Annotated in this window: 11 protein-coding genes and 1 tRNA gene; 5 read left to right on the plus strand and 7 right to left on the minus strand. The window is 32.6% G+C overall.

Annotated elements, in window-relative coordinates; genetic code table 11:
- Positions 1-7 precede the first annotated feature (7 nt).
- Entirely contained in the window at positions 8-1,498 is a 1,491-nt protein-coding gene (gene gatB, locus PHH50_00740; protein MDD3728839.1) for an Asp-tRNA(Asn)/Glu-tRNA(Gln) amidotransferase subunit GatB, read from the plus strand.
- Positions 1,499-1,507: 9 nt separating this feature from the next.
- On the opposite strand, the gene miaA is transcribed toward gatB, so the two are convergent.
- Genes miaA through PHH50_00770 form a run of 6 tightly spaced genes read right to left on the minus strand, consistent with a single transcriptional unit; the run spans position 1,508 to position 11,822 of the window.
- Positions 1,508-2,434, minus strand: a complete 927-nt coding sequence (gene miaA, locus PHH50_00745) for a tRNA (adenosine(37)-N6)-dimethylallyltransferase MiaA (protein ID MDD3728840.1) — start codon at positions 2,432-2,434, stop codon at positions 1,508-1,510.
- Entirely contained in the window at positions 2,407-3,624 is a 1,218-nt protein-coding gene (gene miaB, locus PHH50_00750) for a tRNA (N6-isopentenyl adenosine(37)-C2)-methylthiotransferase MiaB (protein MDD3728841.1), read from the minus strand. Before miaB ends, miaA begins: the two co-directional genes overlap by 28 nt.
- 3 nt (positions 3,625-3,627) lie before the next feature.
- Entirely contained in the window at positions 3,628-5,289 is a 1,662-nt protein-coding gene (locus PHH50_00755) for a hypothetical protein (GenBank protein ID MDD3728842.1), read from the minus strand.
- Between the two features lie 21 nt (positions 5,290-5,310).
- The gene (locus PHH50_00760; GenBank protein MDD3728843.1) at positions 5,311-6,915 is read right to left on the minus strand and encodes a hypothetical protein; all 1,605 of its coding nucleotides are present in this window, start codon (positions 6,913-6,915) and stop codon (positions 5,311-5,313) included.
- Complete coding sequence (gene thrS / locus PHH50_00765; protein ID MDD3728844.1) at positions 6,916-8,643, minus strand: threonine--tRNA ligase; 1,728 nt, start codon at positions 8,641-8,643, stop codon at positions 6,916-6,918. It abuts the gene before it with no gap.
- An 11-nt stretch (positions 8,644-8,654) separates the two neighbouring features.
- The gene (locus tag PHH50_00770; protein MDD3728845.1) at positions 8,655-11,822 is read right to left on the minus strand and encodes a DNA polymerase III subunit alpha; all 3,168 of its coding nucleotides are present in this window, start codon (positions 11,820-11,822) and stop codon (positions 8,655-8,657) included.
- A 66-nt stretch (positions 11,823-11,888) separates the two neighbouring features.
- On the opposite strand from PHH50_00770, the gene PHH50_00775 reads away from it, so the two are divergent.
- A complete protein-coding gene (locus PHH50_00775; GenBank protein MDD3728846.1) occupies positions 11,889-12,518 on the plus strand; it encodes a ribonuclease HII in 630 nt (209 codons plus the stop codon).
- A 43-nt stretch (positions 12,519-12,561) separates the two neighbouring features.
- Here PHH50_00775 and PHH50_00780 read toward each other — a convergent pair whose 3' ends face one another.
- Positions 12,562-13,653 carry a metallophosphoesterase family protein gene (locus PHH50_00780; protein MDD3728847.1) on the minus strand — a complete coding sequence of 364 codons (1,092 nt, stop codon included), beginning with the start codon at positions 13,651-13,653 and terminating at the stop codon, positions 12,562-12,564.
- Positions 13,654-13,786: 133 nt separating this feature from the next.
- On the opposite strand from PHH50_00780, the gene PHH50_00785 reads away from it, so the two are divergent.
- The 3 genes from PHH50_00785 to PHH50_00795 all read left to right on the plus strand — a co-directional run bounded on the left by PHH50_00785 (position 13,787) and on the right by PHH50_00795 (position 15,625).
- Positions 13,787-13,898, plus strand: a tRNA-OTHER gene (locus PHH50_00785).
- 82 nt (positions 13,899-13,980) lie between these two features.
- Entirely contained in the window at positions 13,981-14,415 is a 435-nt protein-coding gene (locus PHH50_00790) for a hypothetical protein (GenBank protein ID MDD3728848.1), read from the plus strand.
- Position 14,416: 1 nt separating this feature from the next.
- The gene (locus tag PHH50_00795; GenBank protein MDD3728849.1) at positions 14,417-15,625 is read left to right on the plus strand and encodes a ferredoxin reductase family protein; all 1,209 of its coding nucleotides are present in this window, start codon (positions 14,417-14,419) and stop codon (positions 15,623-15,625) included.
- Positions 15,626-15,759 lie beyond the last annotated feature (134 nt).

The following is a 15,759-nucleotide window of genomic DNA, read 5'->3' on the forward strand; positions in this document are numbered from 1 at the left end:
TTTAAATATGTACAAACCAACAATTGGTCTTGAAATACACGTAGGGCTAAACACCAAATCTAAAATGTTTTGCTCTTGTGTTAATAATTCAAGTGAAAAAGAACCCAATAAAAATGTTTGTTCAGTTTGTCTTGGGCATCCGGGAACTCTTCCTGTTGCAAATAAAGAAGCGATAAAAAAAGTAATAAAAGCAGGACTTTCATTGAATTGTGAAATAGCAAGAGAGACTAAATTTGACAGAAAGAATTATTTCTATCCCGACCTTCCAAAAGGATACCAAATTTCCCAATATGACAAGCCAATTTGCAAAGGAGGATTTCTTATTATAAACGGCAAAAAGATAAGAATAACAAGAATTCATCTTGAAGAAGATACGGGAAGAATAAACTATTTACCAAAAGAGAAGAGTTCTTTGATTGATTTTAACAGGGCGGGAGTGCCCTTGATGGAGCTTGTAACAGAGCCGGACATTGGAACTGGCAAAGAAGCAGTTAATTTTGCAAAGGAACTCCAGCTTATTTTCAGATATATTGATATTTCGGATGCAGATATGGAAAAAGGACAGATGAGAGTAGAGGTAAATATTAGTATTAGTAAAGACGATAATCTCGGAACAAAAGTGGAAATAAAAAATCTTAATTCTTTCAGAGTTGTTGAAAAAGCCATTGATTATGAAATAAAAAGACAGACGGATATTTTAGAAAAAGGGGAAAAGGTAGTTCAAGAAACAAGAGGTTGGCATGATAAAAAAGAGATAACCTTTTCTCAAAGAGAAAAAGAACAGGCTCATGATTATAGGTATTTTCCAGAGCCGGATTTGCCTGTTTTTAATTTTTCAGAAGAGTTTATAAAAGAAATAACTATTCCAGAGCTTCCAGAACAAAAGAGGGAAAGATTTAGGAATGAATATTTTTTGAAAGAAAAAGATATTGAAGTTTTTGTGAAAAACAAAGATCTTGGAAACTATTTTGAAAAAGTTATTTCCGAACTTTATAACTGGAAAAAAGAAATTGATATAAAGAAGGGAATTTCAAAAGAAGAAAAAGAAAATCTTTCAAAATTAGCTTCAAACTATATTATAAGCGATTTCCAAGGATTACTTGGAATTTTATCCGTTGATAAAAGCAAAATTACACCTGAAAATTTTGCAGAATTTATAATTCTTCTCTATAAAGGAGAAATCTTATCAAAAATGGCAAAGAATATCTTGGAAAAGATGTTCAAGACAGGAGCTGATCCTTCTCATATTATAGAAGAAGAGGGGATTAAAAAAATTACCAACAGGGGAGAAATTGAAAAAACGATAGAAGAGGTAATTTTAGAAAACGAAAAAGCGTTTGATGATTACAAAAAAGGGAAGGAAAATGCTTTGCAATTTCTGACAGGCAAGGTAATGGCAAAAACAAAAGGAATGGCGGATCCTAAAGCGGTATCGAAAGTATTGGAAGCAAAAATTTCTGCTGTTGCCAAAGTAGAAACAAAAACTATAAAAAAATAAAGAAAAAAATTAGATTTTCTCTAAATTTTTTTTGGCTTCTTTTAATCCTTCAATCCAAATAATTTCTTTGTTTCTCTTAAACCAGGTCATTTGCCTTTTTGCAAAATGTTCTATTTCTTTTTGCAGTTTTTCTATCATTTCATCATAAGGCATCTTGCCTTGTAAATAATAAGCGATGTATCTGTATTCAAGACCCAAATCCTCAAGGCGCTTCCACGAAATTCCTTTTTTGTGAAGATTTTCTACTTCTTTCACCATCCCTTCTCTTAGTCGTTTTTTTAGGCGTTTTGCTATTAATATTTTTTGCTTTTCTTGGCTTTTTTTTATTCCAAATATTAAAGAATCGAAAAGAGGATTGTTTTCTTTCTTTGGAATTCTTTTCCCCGTACTTTCTATTATTTCAAGAGCTCTTATAATACGCCTTTTATTGTTCTTATCTATCTCTTTGGCTCTTCTTTTGTCTTTTTTTTCAAGCATTAAAAAAAGCTCTTTTTTTGTTTTTTGCTCCAATTTTTTTCTTAATTTCCAATCCGGCATAACTTCCGGGATAGTTGTGTTTTTTATTATTGCATCAACATAAAAACCAGTTCCTCCGACAATAATAGGAATCTTATTTTCTTTATGGAGATTTTCTATTTTTTTTATTGCTTTTTTCTTATAATCGGCAACAGTAAATATCTTTTTGGGTGATACAATGTCTATTAAATGATGGGGAATTCCTTTTGTCTCTTTCTTTTTTATTTTACCAGAACCGATATCAAGGCCTTTATATACTTGCCTTGAATCGGCAGATATGATTTCCGCTCCCTTAATATTGAAATGCTTTTTTATTTTTTTCGAATTTAAATAAAGACAGATTCCAATTGAAAGGGAAGTTTTTCCCGAAGCGTTTGGCCCGACTATTGCAATTATTTTATTTTTCCAATAAGTCCCCATGGCATACTTTTTATAATTTTAACTTTTATGAATTTCCCAATAAGGTCTTTTTTTAATGATTCTATTTTTACTGTTTTATAATCTTCAGTTTTTCCCAAATAAAGACCGTTTCGTATTGAATTTATAAGCACTGTCACTTCTTTATTAAGATATTTCTTATTTTTTATAAAGCTGTTTTTTTTGATTATCTCATTGAGAATCTCCTCTCTCCTTTTTTTTTCTTTTAATGAGACATTGTCTTTCAATTCTGCCGCTTTTGTTCCTGGTCTTTCTGAATATCTTGAAATATAGGCCATTTCAAACTTTATTTTTTTCAGAGCATCCGCGGTATCCTGAAACTGTTTTTTTGTTTCCGAAGGAAATCCGACAATTATATCCGTTGAAAGAGATATATCTTTTATTTCTTTTTTGATCATTTGAACAGTTTTTTCATATTGGGAAAAAGTATAAGGCCTGTTCATTTTTTTTAGAATTTTATCGTTTCCCGACTGAAGAGGAAGATTAAGATATTTTGAAACTTTTTTTGAATTTTTCATTGCTTCAATTAATTCTTTCGTAAAGTCCTTAGGATGAGAAGATGTAAATTTAAGCCAAAAATCTCCCTTTAAATTATTTACCGTCTTAAGCAAGGAAGGAAAATTTCTTTCTTTTTTGTCAAAATAGGAATTGACGTTTTGGCCAAGAAGCCAAATTTCTTTATATCCTTTTTTTATTAGATTTTTCGCCTCTTTAACTATTTCTTCAACCGATCTTGAATATTCCCTCCCTCTTGTATATGGAACGACGCAGTAAGTGCAGAAGTTATTGCATCCGGTCATAATCGGTATGTATCCAATTGGGAATGAAGAATATGCCGGTTCTATATTTAAAAATTCGGATTTGCTTTTTAAAAATTCCGGAAATTGGCTTGGCTTTATCACAAAATCAAAAAGCTCTTCAAGTTTTTTTTGGTCTTTTTTTAAAAAACAGCCGGTTAAAATGCTTTTTCCTTTTATTTCCCTTAATTTAGGAACAAGTCCGTAAACTCTTGTTACGGCCGATTGTCTTACAGAGCACATATTAATAATCACTAAATCTGCTTTTGTTATATCTTTGGTTTTTCTGTATTTTTCTTTTTCAAAAAGAGAAGCGATTCTTTGGGAATCGGAGATGTTCATCTGGCAGCCGAAAGTAATTATTGAATATTTCATAAATCAATCAAGCATAGGGCTTTCAAATACAAGTTTTCCTGTTATTTTTCCCTCTTCTTTCATCTTTTTTAATTTTTCCCTTATTTCATTTGAAAGATTAAAACCGTCAAAATAAGCGTCTCCGTTAAATTTTACATCGTCATCAATAGAGAGTAATGCAACATCGAAAAAGTAAGCATTTCCGTTAAATATCGTTCCTTTTGGGATTGAGGACAAAGATATGCAGTTATCGAAATTGACATCTTTATTAAATATTGTTCCTTCTGGAATTGATTTAAATTTGGTTTCATTTTGAAGAATGACTCTTCCGTCTATCATTATGGGATTTTTTCTTTCGCTTAATACTCTATAGTTTTCAGGATGAAGATCTCCTGTATAAACTTTTGAATCCTCGTTAATATCTGATATTTTTTCAACTATTTGTTCTTTTTTACAGTTGAAAATAGTACAGTAGTCGCTTATTTTATCTCTCTTTGATTTTATTTCCTCAATTGCAGGGTCATCGCTAAGTCCGAATCCTTCTATTTTTTTTTCTATTTCGTACAAAAAAATCAAATCTTCTTGATTTAATTCTACATTTTCTTTGATTTTTCTTTGCAAATCAGCAAGTTTTCTTGTATCTTTTTCCTTTTCCATATTCCTTTTTTTATTTTCAAAATCCGATGATTCTAATTTCTCACTTAAAATATTTCCTATATAAGGATCAAGATTTTGTTCTTCTCCTCTCCCTCTTATTTCTACTATTTTTTTGCCCTTTAATCTGATCGCAATACGAGGAATTGTCGGATTGCCTTTTTCATCATTTGAATAAAAAACATCCAAATCACTGTCTTTTAGATAAAGAGCGGCAGTGTTTTCTCCGGCAATACACCATCCTGTTCCTTTTCCTCTTATTGAATTTGCCAATGTTTCAAAATCGTCTTTTTTATATTTTTTCCATACTCCTTCTTTTGTAAGTAAAAGCTCTTCTTGTATCGGGGCTATAAGTTCGTTTGCAAAAGAATAAAGCTCTCTAAAATTAGCTCCTTGAAGAGACTTTTTAAATTTCTCTTCTTCTTCGGGAGAAATATCGTATTTCAGTTCTATATCCTTTCCCTGCTTTTTTTTATTCAGGGCGTTTACAATAAATTCTAGGGCTTTTTCATTGATATCGGGAAATTTCTTAACGGTTCCCTTGGAACGAATCGGGAATTTTTTTCTTTTTCCATCATATTCCTGCATATGAATGATGTCTCTAAAAATCCAGTATTTTAATTCTTTAGGAATATGACTTGAATCATCTGAAATAAAATAATCAATCCATTGCTCAAGGGAAGCCCTTTGGTCCTTCAATGCTTCTTCAATTTCTTCTCTTTTTATTCTCTCTCTTTCTTCATTGGGAATTCTTTGCCAATTGGATAGTCCTTCTCTGTGACTTATTATTTTTTCCTGAAAAATAAGATATTCTTTAGGAATATCTTCAAATTTTGTAATATTTTCTTCTAGTATTTTTTCTTTTAATAGATGAAATCCTCTTTCTTTTTTTGATATTTCTTCTAACCGGGAAAGATAAATATCGATTCTTTTTTCACTATCAAGAGGGTTTTCTCCTTTTTTTCTGACAGCGCGCTCTACGGGTTTTGAAAAAGCAAGGTCTTTGTATTTCTCTCCTAAAAATTTTTCCATATTTTCTTCAAGATTCAAAAACTAGTATATTTTTTCTTTTTTTTCTTTTATAAAATATCTCCACTGTTCGACAAATTCAATAAACAGCATAAAAGGCATGTCTATTAAGGCGCTAAAGAAAACAGATATTACATTGTATCTTTCCCATTTTGACGCCAGCCATTTTCCAAGATGAATAATGGGAGCCGATAGGGAGTCCAAAAATACGAAATAAAGCTGTTCTTTTTCTTCTATCATGTGGAGCTCTTTTGCTCTTTCTTTTATTTTTGCTCCTGCAAAAGCTATAAGCGAGAGGAATATTATAAATATGATATAAGAGAAGGGAGGGAAGCTTATTTTATAAAGGCCGTAGAATATTAATCCGACTATAAGAATAAATATTACAAAATAAACAAGATCTATTATTGCTCCGAAAAAGGCCCCTCTTTTTTTGAAGAATTTTATTTCGTAAATATCTTCTTTTTCCTTTTTATAAACCGCCTTTATTACTTCTGAAATTACTATATCTAAATTTTCTTTAGGAGGCAGTTTTATTGTTAAAACCAAAAAGGCCATAAGAAAGGTTGGAACAAAAATATCTATTATTATTGAATAAGGATTGAATATTCCAATTATTTTGGTGAGAGGTATTTCTATTGCAAGGAGAACGACAATATTTGTAAGAAATATGGATAAAGTAGAATAAAAAGCAGCTCTTCTCATTCTTGACTTTAAGGTTTTAAAACGTTCGTTATATGATTTTCTGATCATTGTTTCTAATTTTTCCGGATTTTCAATTTCTTCTCTTATTTGCAAAGGGTTTGATTTTATAATGTCTCCAATTATAAGGTAGACAGTATTGTATTTTTTGCAAACGCGATAAAATTTATCTCCCAGTGGATGCTCCAAAGAAGCAAGTAGCATCTCTTTTATCGAATGTATTTTTTCCCTGATTTCTTCCAATTCCTTTTTATTTAAATTTTTCCAGTTTGGATATTTATAATTTAAAAGATGATAGCTTATAACCGGATTGTCGAGATTAAAAAGAGCTCTTTGAACGGCTATATATATCTGAATATTTTCTTCTTCCTTTGTTATGGGATTTATGGCAATAACTCCTTGGTTAAGAACAATTTTTCTTTTCATTGCCAAAAACATATAATTAATTAATGCTCTTTCTTTTATAGACGGGATTAAAATTTCTTCTATTTCGCAAGCGGCTATTGAAAATAAAAAGTTATAGAAACGGAGATTTTCTTCTTTATATTTTTTAAGTATGAAGAGATATTTATTTATGGCAATTTGGACTTCCTCTATTTTACTTTCTTTTATATTATCGTTTGGAAAATGCCCTCCCCGTATTAATTCCAGAACCAATGGTTCTGCTTCAATCGGCGTTTCGTCTATTTCTCCGTTTATAATATCAAAGTTCGCAAAGACCCTTCTTTTTAAAGCTCTTTCTGTTGCATTTCTTCTTAAGAGGTGCTCTTCTTTCCAATCTATTATTCCTCTTATTTTTTCATAAAAACTTGCAACCCTTGAGGCCGCTTCATCAACGTGAATTGTTCCTGTTTTTTTCTCTTCAAGGCCTTTTCTCCACCTTTCATTTATATCTATTAAATTTTGAGCGTCTTTTGACAGTTCCATTTATTTTTTTGATTTTATCTCTTCTTCTATTTTTTCAACAAAACTATTTAAGGACATTTCCCCTTTGTTCCCTTCGGTTCTTTTTCTTACGCTTATTGAATTTTCTTTTTTTTCTTTTTCTCCTATGACAAGAATATAGGGGATTTTGTTCATCTCCGCTTCTCTTATTTTTTTTGAAATTGTATTGTTTTCAATATCTATTTCAACGCGTATGTCCTTACTTGAAAGAGCGTCTTTTACCTTCTTTGCATAATCCATACAGGAATCGTTTATTGTTAAAATCTTTACTTGAACAGGGGAGAGCCAAAGAGGAAACGCGCCGCCAAAATGTTCTATGATTAAAGCAATAAATCTTTCATAGGAACCGAGTATTGCTCTATGAACCATAACAGGAGGGATCTCTTTACCTTTTTCACTGATATAGGAAAGATTAAATCTTTTTGGAGTGGCAAAATCAATTTGAACTGTTGGGATTTGAATTTCTTTTCCGAGAGCGTCTTTAAACATGAAATCAATTTTTGGACCGTAAAGAGCTGCTTCTCCTTCTTGTTTTTCTGCTTTTAAATTCATTTCCTTACAAACCTCTCCAAGTATTTTTTCGCATTTTTTCCAATCTTTTTCTTCTCCTATGTATTTTTCTGGATGTTTATAATCTCTTAATGCAAGATAAACGGAATGATTTCCCCATAGTCCCAAGGAAGAGTAAAAATCTTTTATTATATTTACCATAATCTTAATTTCTTCTTTTACTTGTTCTACCATGCAAAAAGAATGGCCGTCTTCAACTGTTATGGCATATACTCTATTTAATCCTGCGACTTCTCCTGTTTTTTCCGCTCTATATTGTTTTTCGCTTTCCATATATCTTATGGGAAGGTCTCTATAAGAACGAATTCTTGAGGCGTATATTTGAGTTTGATGAGGACACTGGACTGGCTTCATAACAAATTTATGTCCTTTTTCAGAAGAGACATGAAAAAGCTCGTCTTTGAATTTTTGTTTATGGCCTGATATTTCGTATAAATCAATCTTAGCAAGGTGAGGAGTAATAACTTTCTGAAATCCGTAATTTTTACATATTTTCTCCACTTCTTTCTGAAGCTCTTCTTTAACTATTGTTCCTTTGGGAGTAAAAAGAGGTAATCCAGGCCCTACAATATCCGAAAAACAAAAAAGATCAAGCTCTTTTCCTAGCTTTCTGTGGTTTCTTTTTTCAGCTTCCTCTTGCATTTTTATGTGATTTTCCAGTTCTTCTTTCGTTTCAAAAGCAAGTCCGTAAATGCGAGTAAGCATTTTGTTTTTCTCGTTTCCTTTAAAATAAGCACCGGCAATTCTTGAAATCTTAAAACTTTCAATGTTTATTTCTTTTGTATTTTTTATATGGGGGCCTTCGCAAAGGTCGGTAAATTTTCCAACGGTAAAAATAGAAACGTTTTTTCCTTTTATATCATTAATTATTTCCAGCTTATATTTTTGGCCTTTAAAGAGATCATTAGCTTTCTGTTTTGAAATTACCTCTTTTTTAAAGGGGATATTTTCCTTTATTATTTTTTCCATTTCCATTTCAATTTCAGAAAGGTCTACTTTCAAAGTGCCAAGATCAAAATCGTAATAGAACCCGTTTTCTATTGCAGGACCCATTCCAAATTTTACTTTTGGATAGAGATTTTTTACCGCATGCGCCATTATATGCGCAAGGGAATGCCTGATATTTTTAATGTTTGACATGTTTTTTTTAATTATTGGCCTATTATTTCTTGAATTTCGTCCGCTACAACCTGTATTTCTCCGTTCCTGCTGTCTATTTTTCCCAGGACGAATACTATTTTATTTTCTTCAATTGCCGCTTTGCTGTTTTCAATAATGGATGGGAAAAGGGTAACATCTATTTTCCCAGTAGGGTCTTCTAGTGTTAGAAACATCATTTGCTTTCCGTTTTTAGTGATTATTTTTTTTATCTTTAAAATTATTCCGGCTAGCTTTACTTTTCTATTTATCAAGGAATCGTCTATTTTCGCTATTGAAAAAGCATTTTTATTAAGGAACTCTTTCATGCTGTCGAGAGGATGAGAAGATATGTAGAGTCCAAGTAATTCTTTTTCCCAAGCAAGCTTTTCTTGGTCTTTTGCCGGTTCTGAAGGAATAAGGGTAATTTCGCTTTTTAAATTTTGAACTCCAAAAAGGCCGATTTGCCCGTTTGTTTTTGTTTTTGCAGTTTCTCTGGCCCAAGCAAGGAGGTTTTCTAAATTATACAGTAACTGGTTTCTTTCGGCAAATTTATCGAATGCTCCTGCTTTTATAAGGCTTTCAAATGACTTTTTATTAAGTTCGCGGGAACTTGTTCTTTCTATAAAATTTCCAATAGATTCGAAAGGGCCGTTCTTTTTTCTTTCTTCCGTTATTATATCTATAATCCCTTCTCCGACATTTTTAATTGCCAAAAGGCCAAAAGTTATTTTCTTTTCTTTCGGTATGACGGTGAAGTTTTTTAAGCTTTCGTTGATGTCGGGAGGAAGAACTTCTATTCTCATTTTTTTGCACTCGTCTATAAGTATTGCAACTCTTTCCGTATCTGTTTTTTCAGAAGTAAGAAGGGAAGCCATAAATTCAACAGGGTAGTGGGCTTTAAGATAGGCGGTCTGATAGGCAATCATAGCGTAAGCCGTGCTGTGGCTTTTATTAAAGCCGTAGCTTGCAAAAGGTAAAATCCACTGCCATATTTTTTCAGCTGTTTTCTTCGGAATATTGTTTTTAACACAGCCGTTAATGAATTTTTCTTCTTGAGCTCCAAGAAGCTCTTTTATTTTTTTACCGACAGCTTTTCTTAAAACGTCTGCTTCTGAAAGGGAAAATCCCGCAAGTTCCTGGGCAATTTTCATTAATTGCTCTTGATAAACCATTATGCCATAGGTTTTTTCCAAGATGGGCTTTAATTTTAAGTGAAGATAAGTTATTTCTTCTTCTTTATTTTTTCTTTTTATGTAGGAAGGAATAAGTTCCATCGGGCCTGGACGATAAAGGGCTATTAAAACTTCGATGTCCTCAAATCTTGTAGGAGCCATTTCCTTGAGGTATCTTTTCATTCCTCCGCTTTCCAGCTGGAAAATTCCCGTGCTTTCAGCGTTTCTTAATATCTGGTATGTTTCTTTGTCGTCATCGGGTATTTTTTCAATGTCTATCTTTTCATTTCTTATAACATAAATGCGGGCTAGCGTATCTTCAATAATGGTAAGATTTTTTAATCCTAAAAAATCCATTTTAAGCAGGCCTAGTGATTCTACAGAGTGCATTTCATACTGAGTTACTATTGTTTTTTCATTTTGCGTTGGCCTTTGGAGAGGAACATAATTTGTCAGAGGTTCCGGGGAAATTACTACTCCGCAGGCATGGGTTGAAGCATGTCTTATTACTCCTTCAAGTTTTTTGGCGATATCTATAAGCCGTTTTGCCTGCTCGTCGCTATTATATATTTCTTTAAACTCATCCACTTTTTTAAGAGCCATCTCAAGATTAAATCCGAAAGGAATCATCTTTGCAAGTTTGTCGCAGTAAAAATATGGATATCCCAACACTCTTCCTACGTCCCTTATAACAGCTCTTGCCGCCATGGTTCCAAAAGTGATTATTTGGGCGACTTTATCTCTTCCGTATTTTTCCGCGGCATAGTTTATTACCTCGTCTCTTCTTCTGTCTGTAAAATCAAGGTCAATATCGGGAAGCCCTGCAACTCTTCCCGGATTTAAAAACCTTTCGAAAATAAGACCGTGTTTTATTGGGTCAACATTTGTAATGCCAAGGACATAAGAAACAAGAGAACCGGCGGCAGAACCTCTTCCTGGGCCTACTACTATTCTTTTACTTTTTGCCCAGTTAACCAGGTCTTGGACAATAAGAAAGTAAGAAGAAAACTTTAATTCTTTTATAACGGAAAGTTCGTATTTTAACCGCTGTTTTATTTCATTTGTTATCTCTTCCTTGTAGCGTTTTTTAAGCCCGTTGCAGCATAATTCTTCTAAATATTGCTCTTCTGTTTTCCCGTTTGGAACTTCAAATTTAGGGAGGCGGGAATTGCCAAGCTCAAATTCAAAATCGCACATATTTTTAATTTTTTCCGTATTTTCAATTGCCTCGGGAACATCTTTAAACGCCTCTGTCATTTCTTGTGGGGATTTAAGAGAAAAGTCCTCGTTTTTCATCGTGAGGCGCTCGGAATCGTTTATATCCGCTCCAGTGTTTATAAGCATTAAAATATCTTGGGCTTCGGCGTCTTCTTTTTTTAAATAATGACTATCTGCCGTTGCTACTATTGGAATTTTTGATTCTTTTGAAAAATCAATCAGAAAATCATTAACTTTTTTTTGTTCCGGAATGTTTGGATGGTGCTGTATTTCCAGGAAAAAATTATCTTTCCCAAATGTTTTTTGCCATTTTAGCGCCATTTCTTTGGCTTCTTTATGCTTATTTGAAATAATCAGCCGGGCGATTTTTCCCTGAATGCATCCAGATAAAACTATAAGCCCTTCTTTGTGTTTTTCTAAGAGGTCTTCGTCGATTCTTGGCTTATAATAAAAACCGTCAAGATGAGCTTTTGTAATAAGATTGACTAGGTTTTTATATCCTTCTTTGTTTTTTACAAGAAGAACTACATGGTATCTTTTATGGTCTATATTCGGCCTTTTCTGCTCCATCTTTTCGTGGGAAAGATAAAGTTCGGCTCCGATTATCGGCTTTATTCCTTTCTTTTTTGCTTCCTTGTAAAATTCAACAGCTCCATAAAGAACACCATGGTCAGTAAGGGCAATAGAGTCCATTCCTAATTTTTTGACATGGTCTACAAGGTCGCCTATCTTAGATAACCCGTCAAGGAGAGAATAATGGCTGTGGACGTGCAAATGAGTGAATTTCATAGTTATTATTCTACTTTTAAAGAGGGCTATAGTCAATAACCCGTTCTTATTCTATAATACCCTATTATGAAGTTTTTAGGATTTAGAAAAGAAAAAAGCATTCAAAAAAAGGGATATAATTTTATTGCCGGAATTGACGAAGTTGGAAGAGGAGCTTTAGCCGGGCCCGTTTGTGCTTCCGCTGTTTTTATTAAGGATTTTAGAGATATAAAAGGATTTTTGAGAAATATTAATGATTCAAAAAAAGTTTCCGCTGAAAAAAGAAAAGAGCTTTTTTCCCTTATTACAAAAAGTAAAAGTATTGAGTGGGGGATAGGAATATCTTCAAATAAAATAATAGATAAAATTAATATTTTAGAGGCCACCAAAGCGGCAATGAGAAGAGCTCTTTTTTCTCTTAATAATAAGTTAAAGGGAGAGAAGATTGATTATTTAATTTTAGACGGAAATTTTGAAATAGACGCTGGTATTTTAGAAGAGCCGGTTATAAAAGGAGACGAAAAGATTTTTTCTTGTGCCGCCGCCTCTATTCTTGCCAAGGTTTATCGCGACAAGATAATGGTTAAATTTTCCAGAAGATATCTTAATTATGGCTTTGATAGAAATAAGGGATACGGTACTGATTTTCATATAAGGCAAATCAAAAAATACGGCTTTTCTAAAATTCACAGAGAAAGCTTTAAAATTTCAAAATAAAAAGAAGAGCGCTTTTGACGCTCTTTTTTAAAAGGAAAGATTTTTATGGTAAAGGGTCGAAAGGAACGTTTGAAAAAGTAATTTCCGCTCTTGGAAGGCAGATTACTGCCATGTTTTGGCTTTGATTTGCATCTCCCGGATTTACAATACGAACTTGCTCTCCTTCTTCATAAAAAGCATCGTTTGTAAAGCCGCAAAGAACAAAGCTTATTTCGGGATATTTTCTTCGAAGCTCTCTGCATAATTTTTGCATGGCAATTTCCGATTTTTCCAAAAGATCAATGCCTAAATCCAGTTGAACATAGAATTTATAGCCGTTTATTTCAACTACCGGATTTTCACGTTCAATCAAATGCCAATTTTCCGGTGGTTTTTCAGTTTTCAGCAATTTTCTGATTTGGTCTTCTCTAAGATTGTAAAAAACCTCGAAATTGCAAAGCTCTTTTCTGCCTATATCATTTATCGCTATATTTCCGCAATGAACAATAAATTTCACTCCTCTGTTATTTAGTTCTTTAACTAATTTTTCCCAGAAAACGGGATTCATTTCCGATATGTCAAGAGTGTCGGAAATAACCCCGATAGAGAAAGTTTCTTTGATAGGGTTTGTTTTATGAATTCTGCTAAAAACAACCTGTCCGGTTTTAGTGTCAATAACTGCGAATTCATATCCGTCAATTGTTGTTTCAATAGCGCCCGGGTTAATGAAATTTACAATTCCCTGTTGGTAAATTTGATGGTGGGTATGCCCCGAAAACAGCCATCTTAAATTGTCGTTTGTTTTTCTTATTTCAGCCAAAATTTTTATCAGCTCTATCTCAGAATTCATTAAAAAGTCAAAAGACCTTTTATGCCCCAAATATATTCTTTGACCGTTAATATCCAAAATTCTGTTTTTTGGCCTTGTAAAAACCCATTTTTCGGGAGGATTTTTAAACTCAATTTTGTCTGATTGCTCTTCCAAAAGAGCGCAATAGACCGGCAAATTACCAAAGAGTTCCGGATTTAAGTGTTGAGTTTCAATGTCTCCGCAGTGTATTATTAATTCAACGTTTCTTTTTTTAAATTCGGCGACAATATGAGGGATTGCATTCCCTTTATCGCCATGGGTATCTGAAATTATTCCCCAAATCATATATCCTCCTTTGTCAAAGAACTTTACTTTCCTTTTAGATATTAATCTGGTGAAAATTTTTGTCAATGATAATTTGACTTTTCTTAGTAACCTGATATCTTTAAGGGCAGTTCTTTTTTTGAATGTATCAAGTGGGGCCGTAGCTCAATCAGGGAGAGCGCCTTTTCTTATGGACACTTTTCCGGCAACCATGGTGCCGTCGTCCTTAAGGGGGGAAGTTGATGGTTCAAATCCATCCGGCTCCACTTTTTTTATTTTCTTTTTTTTTTATAATATAGGGGCGTTTTAGTCAAAGCGCATTAAGATTTTAAATTAAATAAAAATTATATGAATAAAAAATTAATTATATCTTTTGTTGTTGTTTTTTTTGTAATAATAGGAGGTTTTTTCTTTTTTAGCGGGAATAATTTAGAAGTTAATAATACTGAAAACAGTATTGAGCAGGAAAACTTAGAGAATTTTCCAGTTAAAGAATTCTCAATAGAATCTTACAGCGAGATTATTGATGGGAATTTTTCACCTCGATTTTCATTAAGCGAAATCAATGTTCAGAAAGGCGATCTGGTAAGAATTAAAATCATGACGACGAGCGGAATGCATGATTTCAAGATTGACGAATTTAATGTTTTTTCCGAGACTCCGGTAAATCAGGAAGTCGTTGTTGAATTTATTGCCGACAAAGCGGGGGAGTTTGTCTATTATTGCAGCAAGCCGATGCACAGAGATCTTGGTCAATGGGGATTGTTGAGAATTTCTGAATAAAATGGCAGAAGAGATTCAATTATCAGTTTTGTTTTATAATTTAGGCAGGTGGTCCGGGATTATAGGATTCACCTGTCTTTCTCTTCTTATTTTTTCAGGAGATACCGCAAGATTTTTCGACAGGTTTTTAGGTCTTGATAGAATTATAAAGTTTCAGAGAAAATTTTCTCTTTTTACAGCTTTTTTCGTTTTTTTACATCCTATATTTTTTATAATTTCAAATCGGACTTTTGCAAGATATCTGATTCCTGATTTTGCCATTTTTCCTCTTGCTCTTGGAGCAGTATCTTTATATATTTTTATTGTCGTTCTTATTTCTTCTTTAATATATAAAAGAATTTCTTATAACATCTGGCAATATATCCATATTCTAACTTATCTGCTTTTTTTCTTCGGATTATATCATGCCATAAATATGGGCTCTTTTATTATTTTTTCCTCCGTAAAAATACTCTATGGCTTTTTGTTTTTAGCTATAATTATTGGTATTACATACAGAACTTGGTATAAAATAAAAGAAAGGTTCAAAGAAAAATTCTATGTTGAAAAAATAATAAAAGAGACAAATGACACTTTCAGCTTGTTTTTAAAAACGAAAAGGAAAGTCGTTTTTAAAGCGGGTCAGTTCTTTTTTTTAAGAATTAACAAGAATAATTTGTATGCAAGACATCCATTTACAACATCAAGTTCTCCGAACGAAAAGTTATTGCGCTTTACTATAAAGAATACAGGAAGGTTTACAAAAACTGCTTTTTGTCTTCAAAGAGGAGAAGAAGTTATATTGGACGGGCCTTTTGGAATTTTTACTTTAAAAGATCGTAAAAAAGACATTGTTTTTATTGCCGGAGGAGTTGGTATTACTCCTTTTATGAGCATGATAAGAAACAATTTATATTCCAGAGAAAAGCAAAATATCCTTTTACTGTACGGCTCAAAAACAAAAGAGGATATTATTTTTAAAGATGAATTAAATAAGATAGAGGAAAAATGGCTAAAAACAGTATATATTTTGAGCAAAGAAATGTCTCCTTTATCTTGGTGTGAAAGAGGATATATAAACAAACCTTTGATTGAAAAATATGTCAAAAACCCAAAAGGCAGCTTATTTTACATTTGCGGGCCGGAAATCATGAAAGAATCATCGGTAAAAATACTTCTTGATCTTGGAGTGAAAAAAAGAGATATATTTATTGAAGATTTCTTCTGGTAATATTTATTGCATAACCTCACATACATCCTGGACTCCCTGAGGCCATAAATGTATGCCATTTTTCCACAAAATCCATTGCAAATTTACAAACATTAAAGGATTTGTCAAAGCATATGAAGACGGGGTAGTATGGC

This window comes from Candidatus Paceibacterota bacterium (genome assembly GCA_028697015.1).
Taxonomy (GTDB): domain Bacteria; phylum Patescibacteriota; class Minisyncoccia; order Minisyncoccales; family GWA2-38-27; genus JAQVFW01.

Coding starts and splice junctions, on each gene's coding strand:
- gatB (MDD3728839.1), top strand. CDS start 8: ATGTACAAACCAACAATTGGTCTTGAAATACACGTAGGGCTAAACACC.
- miaA (MDD3728840.1), bottom strand. CDS start 2,434: ATGGGGACTTATTGGAAAAATAAAATAATTGCAATAGTCGGGCCAAAC.
- miaB (MDD3728841.1), bottom strand. CDS start 3,624: ATGAAATATTCAATAATTACTTTCGGCTGCCAGATGAACATCTCCGAT.
- PHH50_00755 (MDD3728842.1), bottom strand. CDS start 5,289: ATGGAAAAATTTTTAGGAGAGAAATACAAAGACCTTGCTTTTTCAAAA.
- PHH50_00760 (MDD3728843.1), bottom strand. CDS start 6,915: ATGGAACTGTCAAAAGACGCTCAAAATTTAATAGATATAAATGAAAGG.
- thrS (MDD3728844.1), bottom strand. CDS start 8,643: ATGTCAAACATTAAAAATATCAGGCATTCCCTTGCGCATATAATGGCG.
- PHH50_00770 (MDD3728845.1), bottom strand. CDS start 11,822: ATGAAATTCACTCATTTGCACGTCCACAGCCATTATTCTCTCCTTGAC.
- PHH50_00775 (MDD3728846.1), top strand. CDS start 11,889: ATGAAGTTTTTAGGATTTAGAAAAGAAAAAAGCATTCAAAAAAAGGGA.
- PHH50_00780 (MDD3728847.1), bottom strand. CDS start 13,653: ATGATTTGGGGAATAATTTCAGATACCCATGGCGATAAAGGGAATGCA.
- PHH50_00790 (MDD3728848.1), top strand. CDS start 13,981: ATGAATAAAAAATTAATTATATCTTTTGTTGTTGTTTTTTTTGTAATA.
- PHH50_00795 (MDD3728849.1), top strand. CDS start 14,417: ATGGCAGAAGAGATTCAATTATCAGTTTTGTTTTATAATTTAGGCAGG.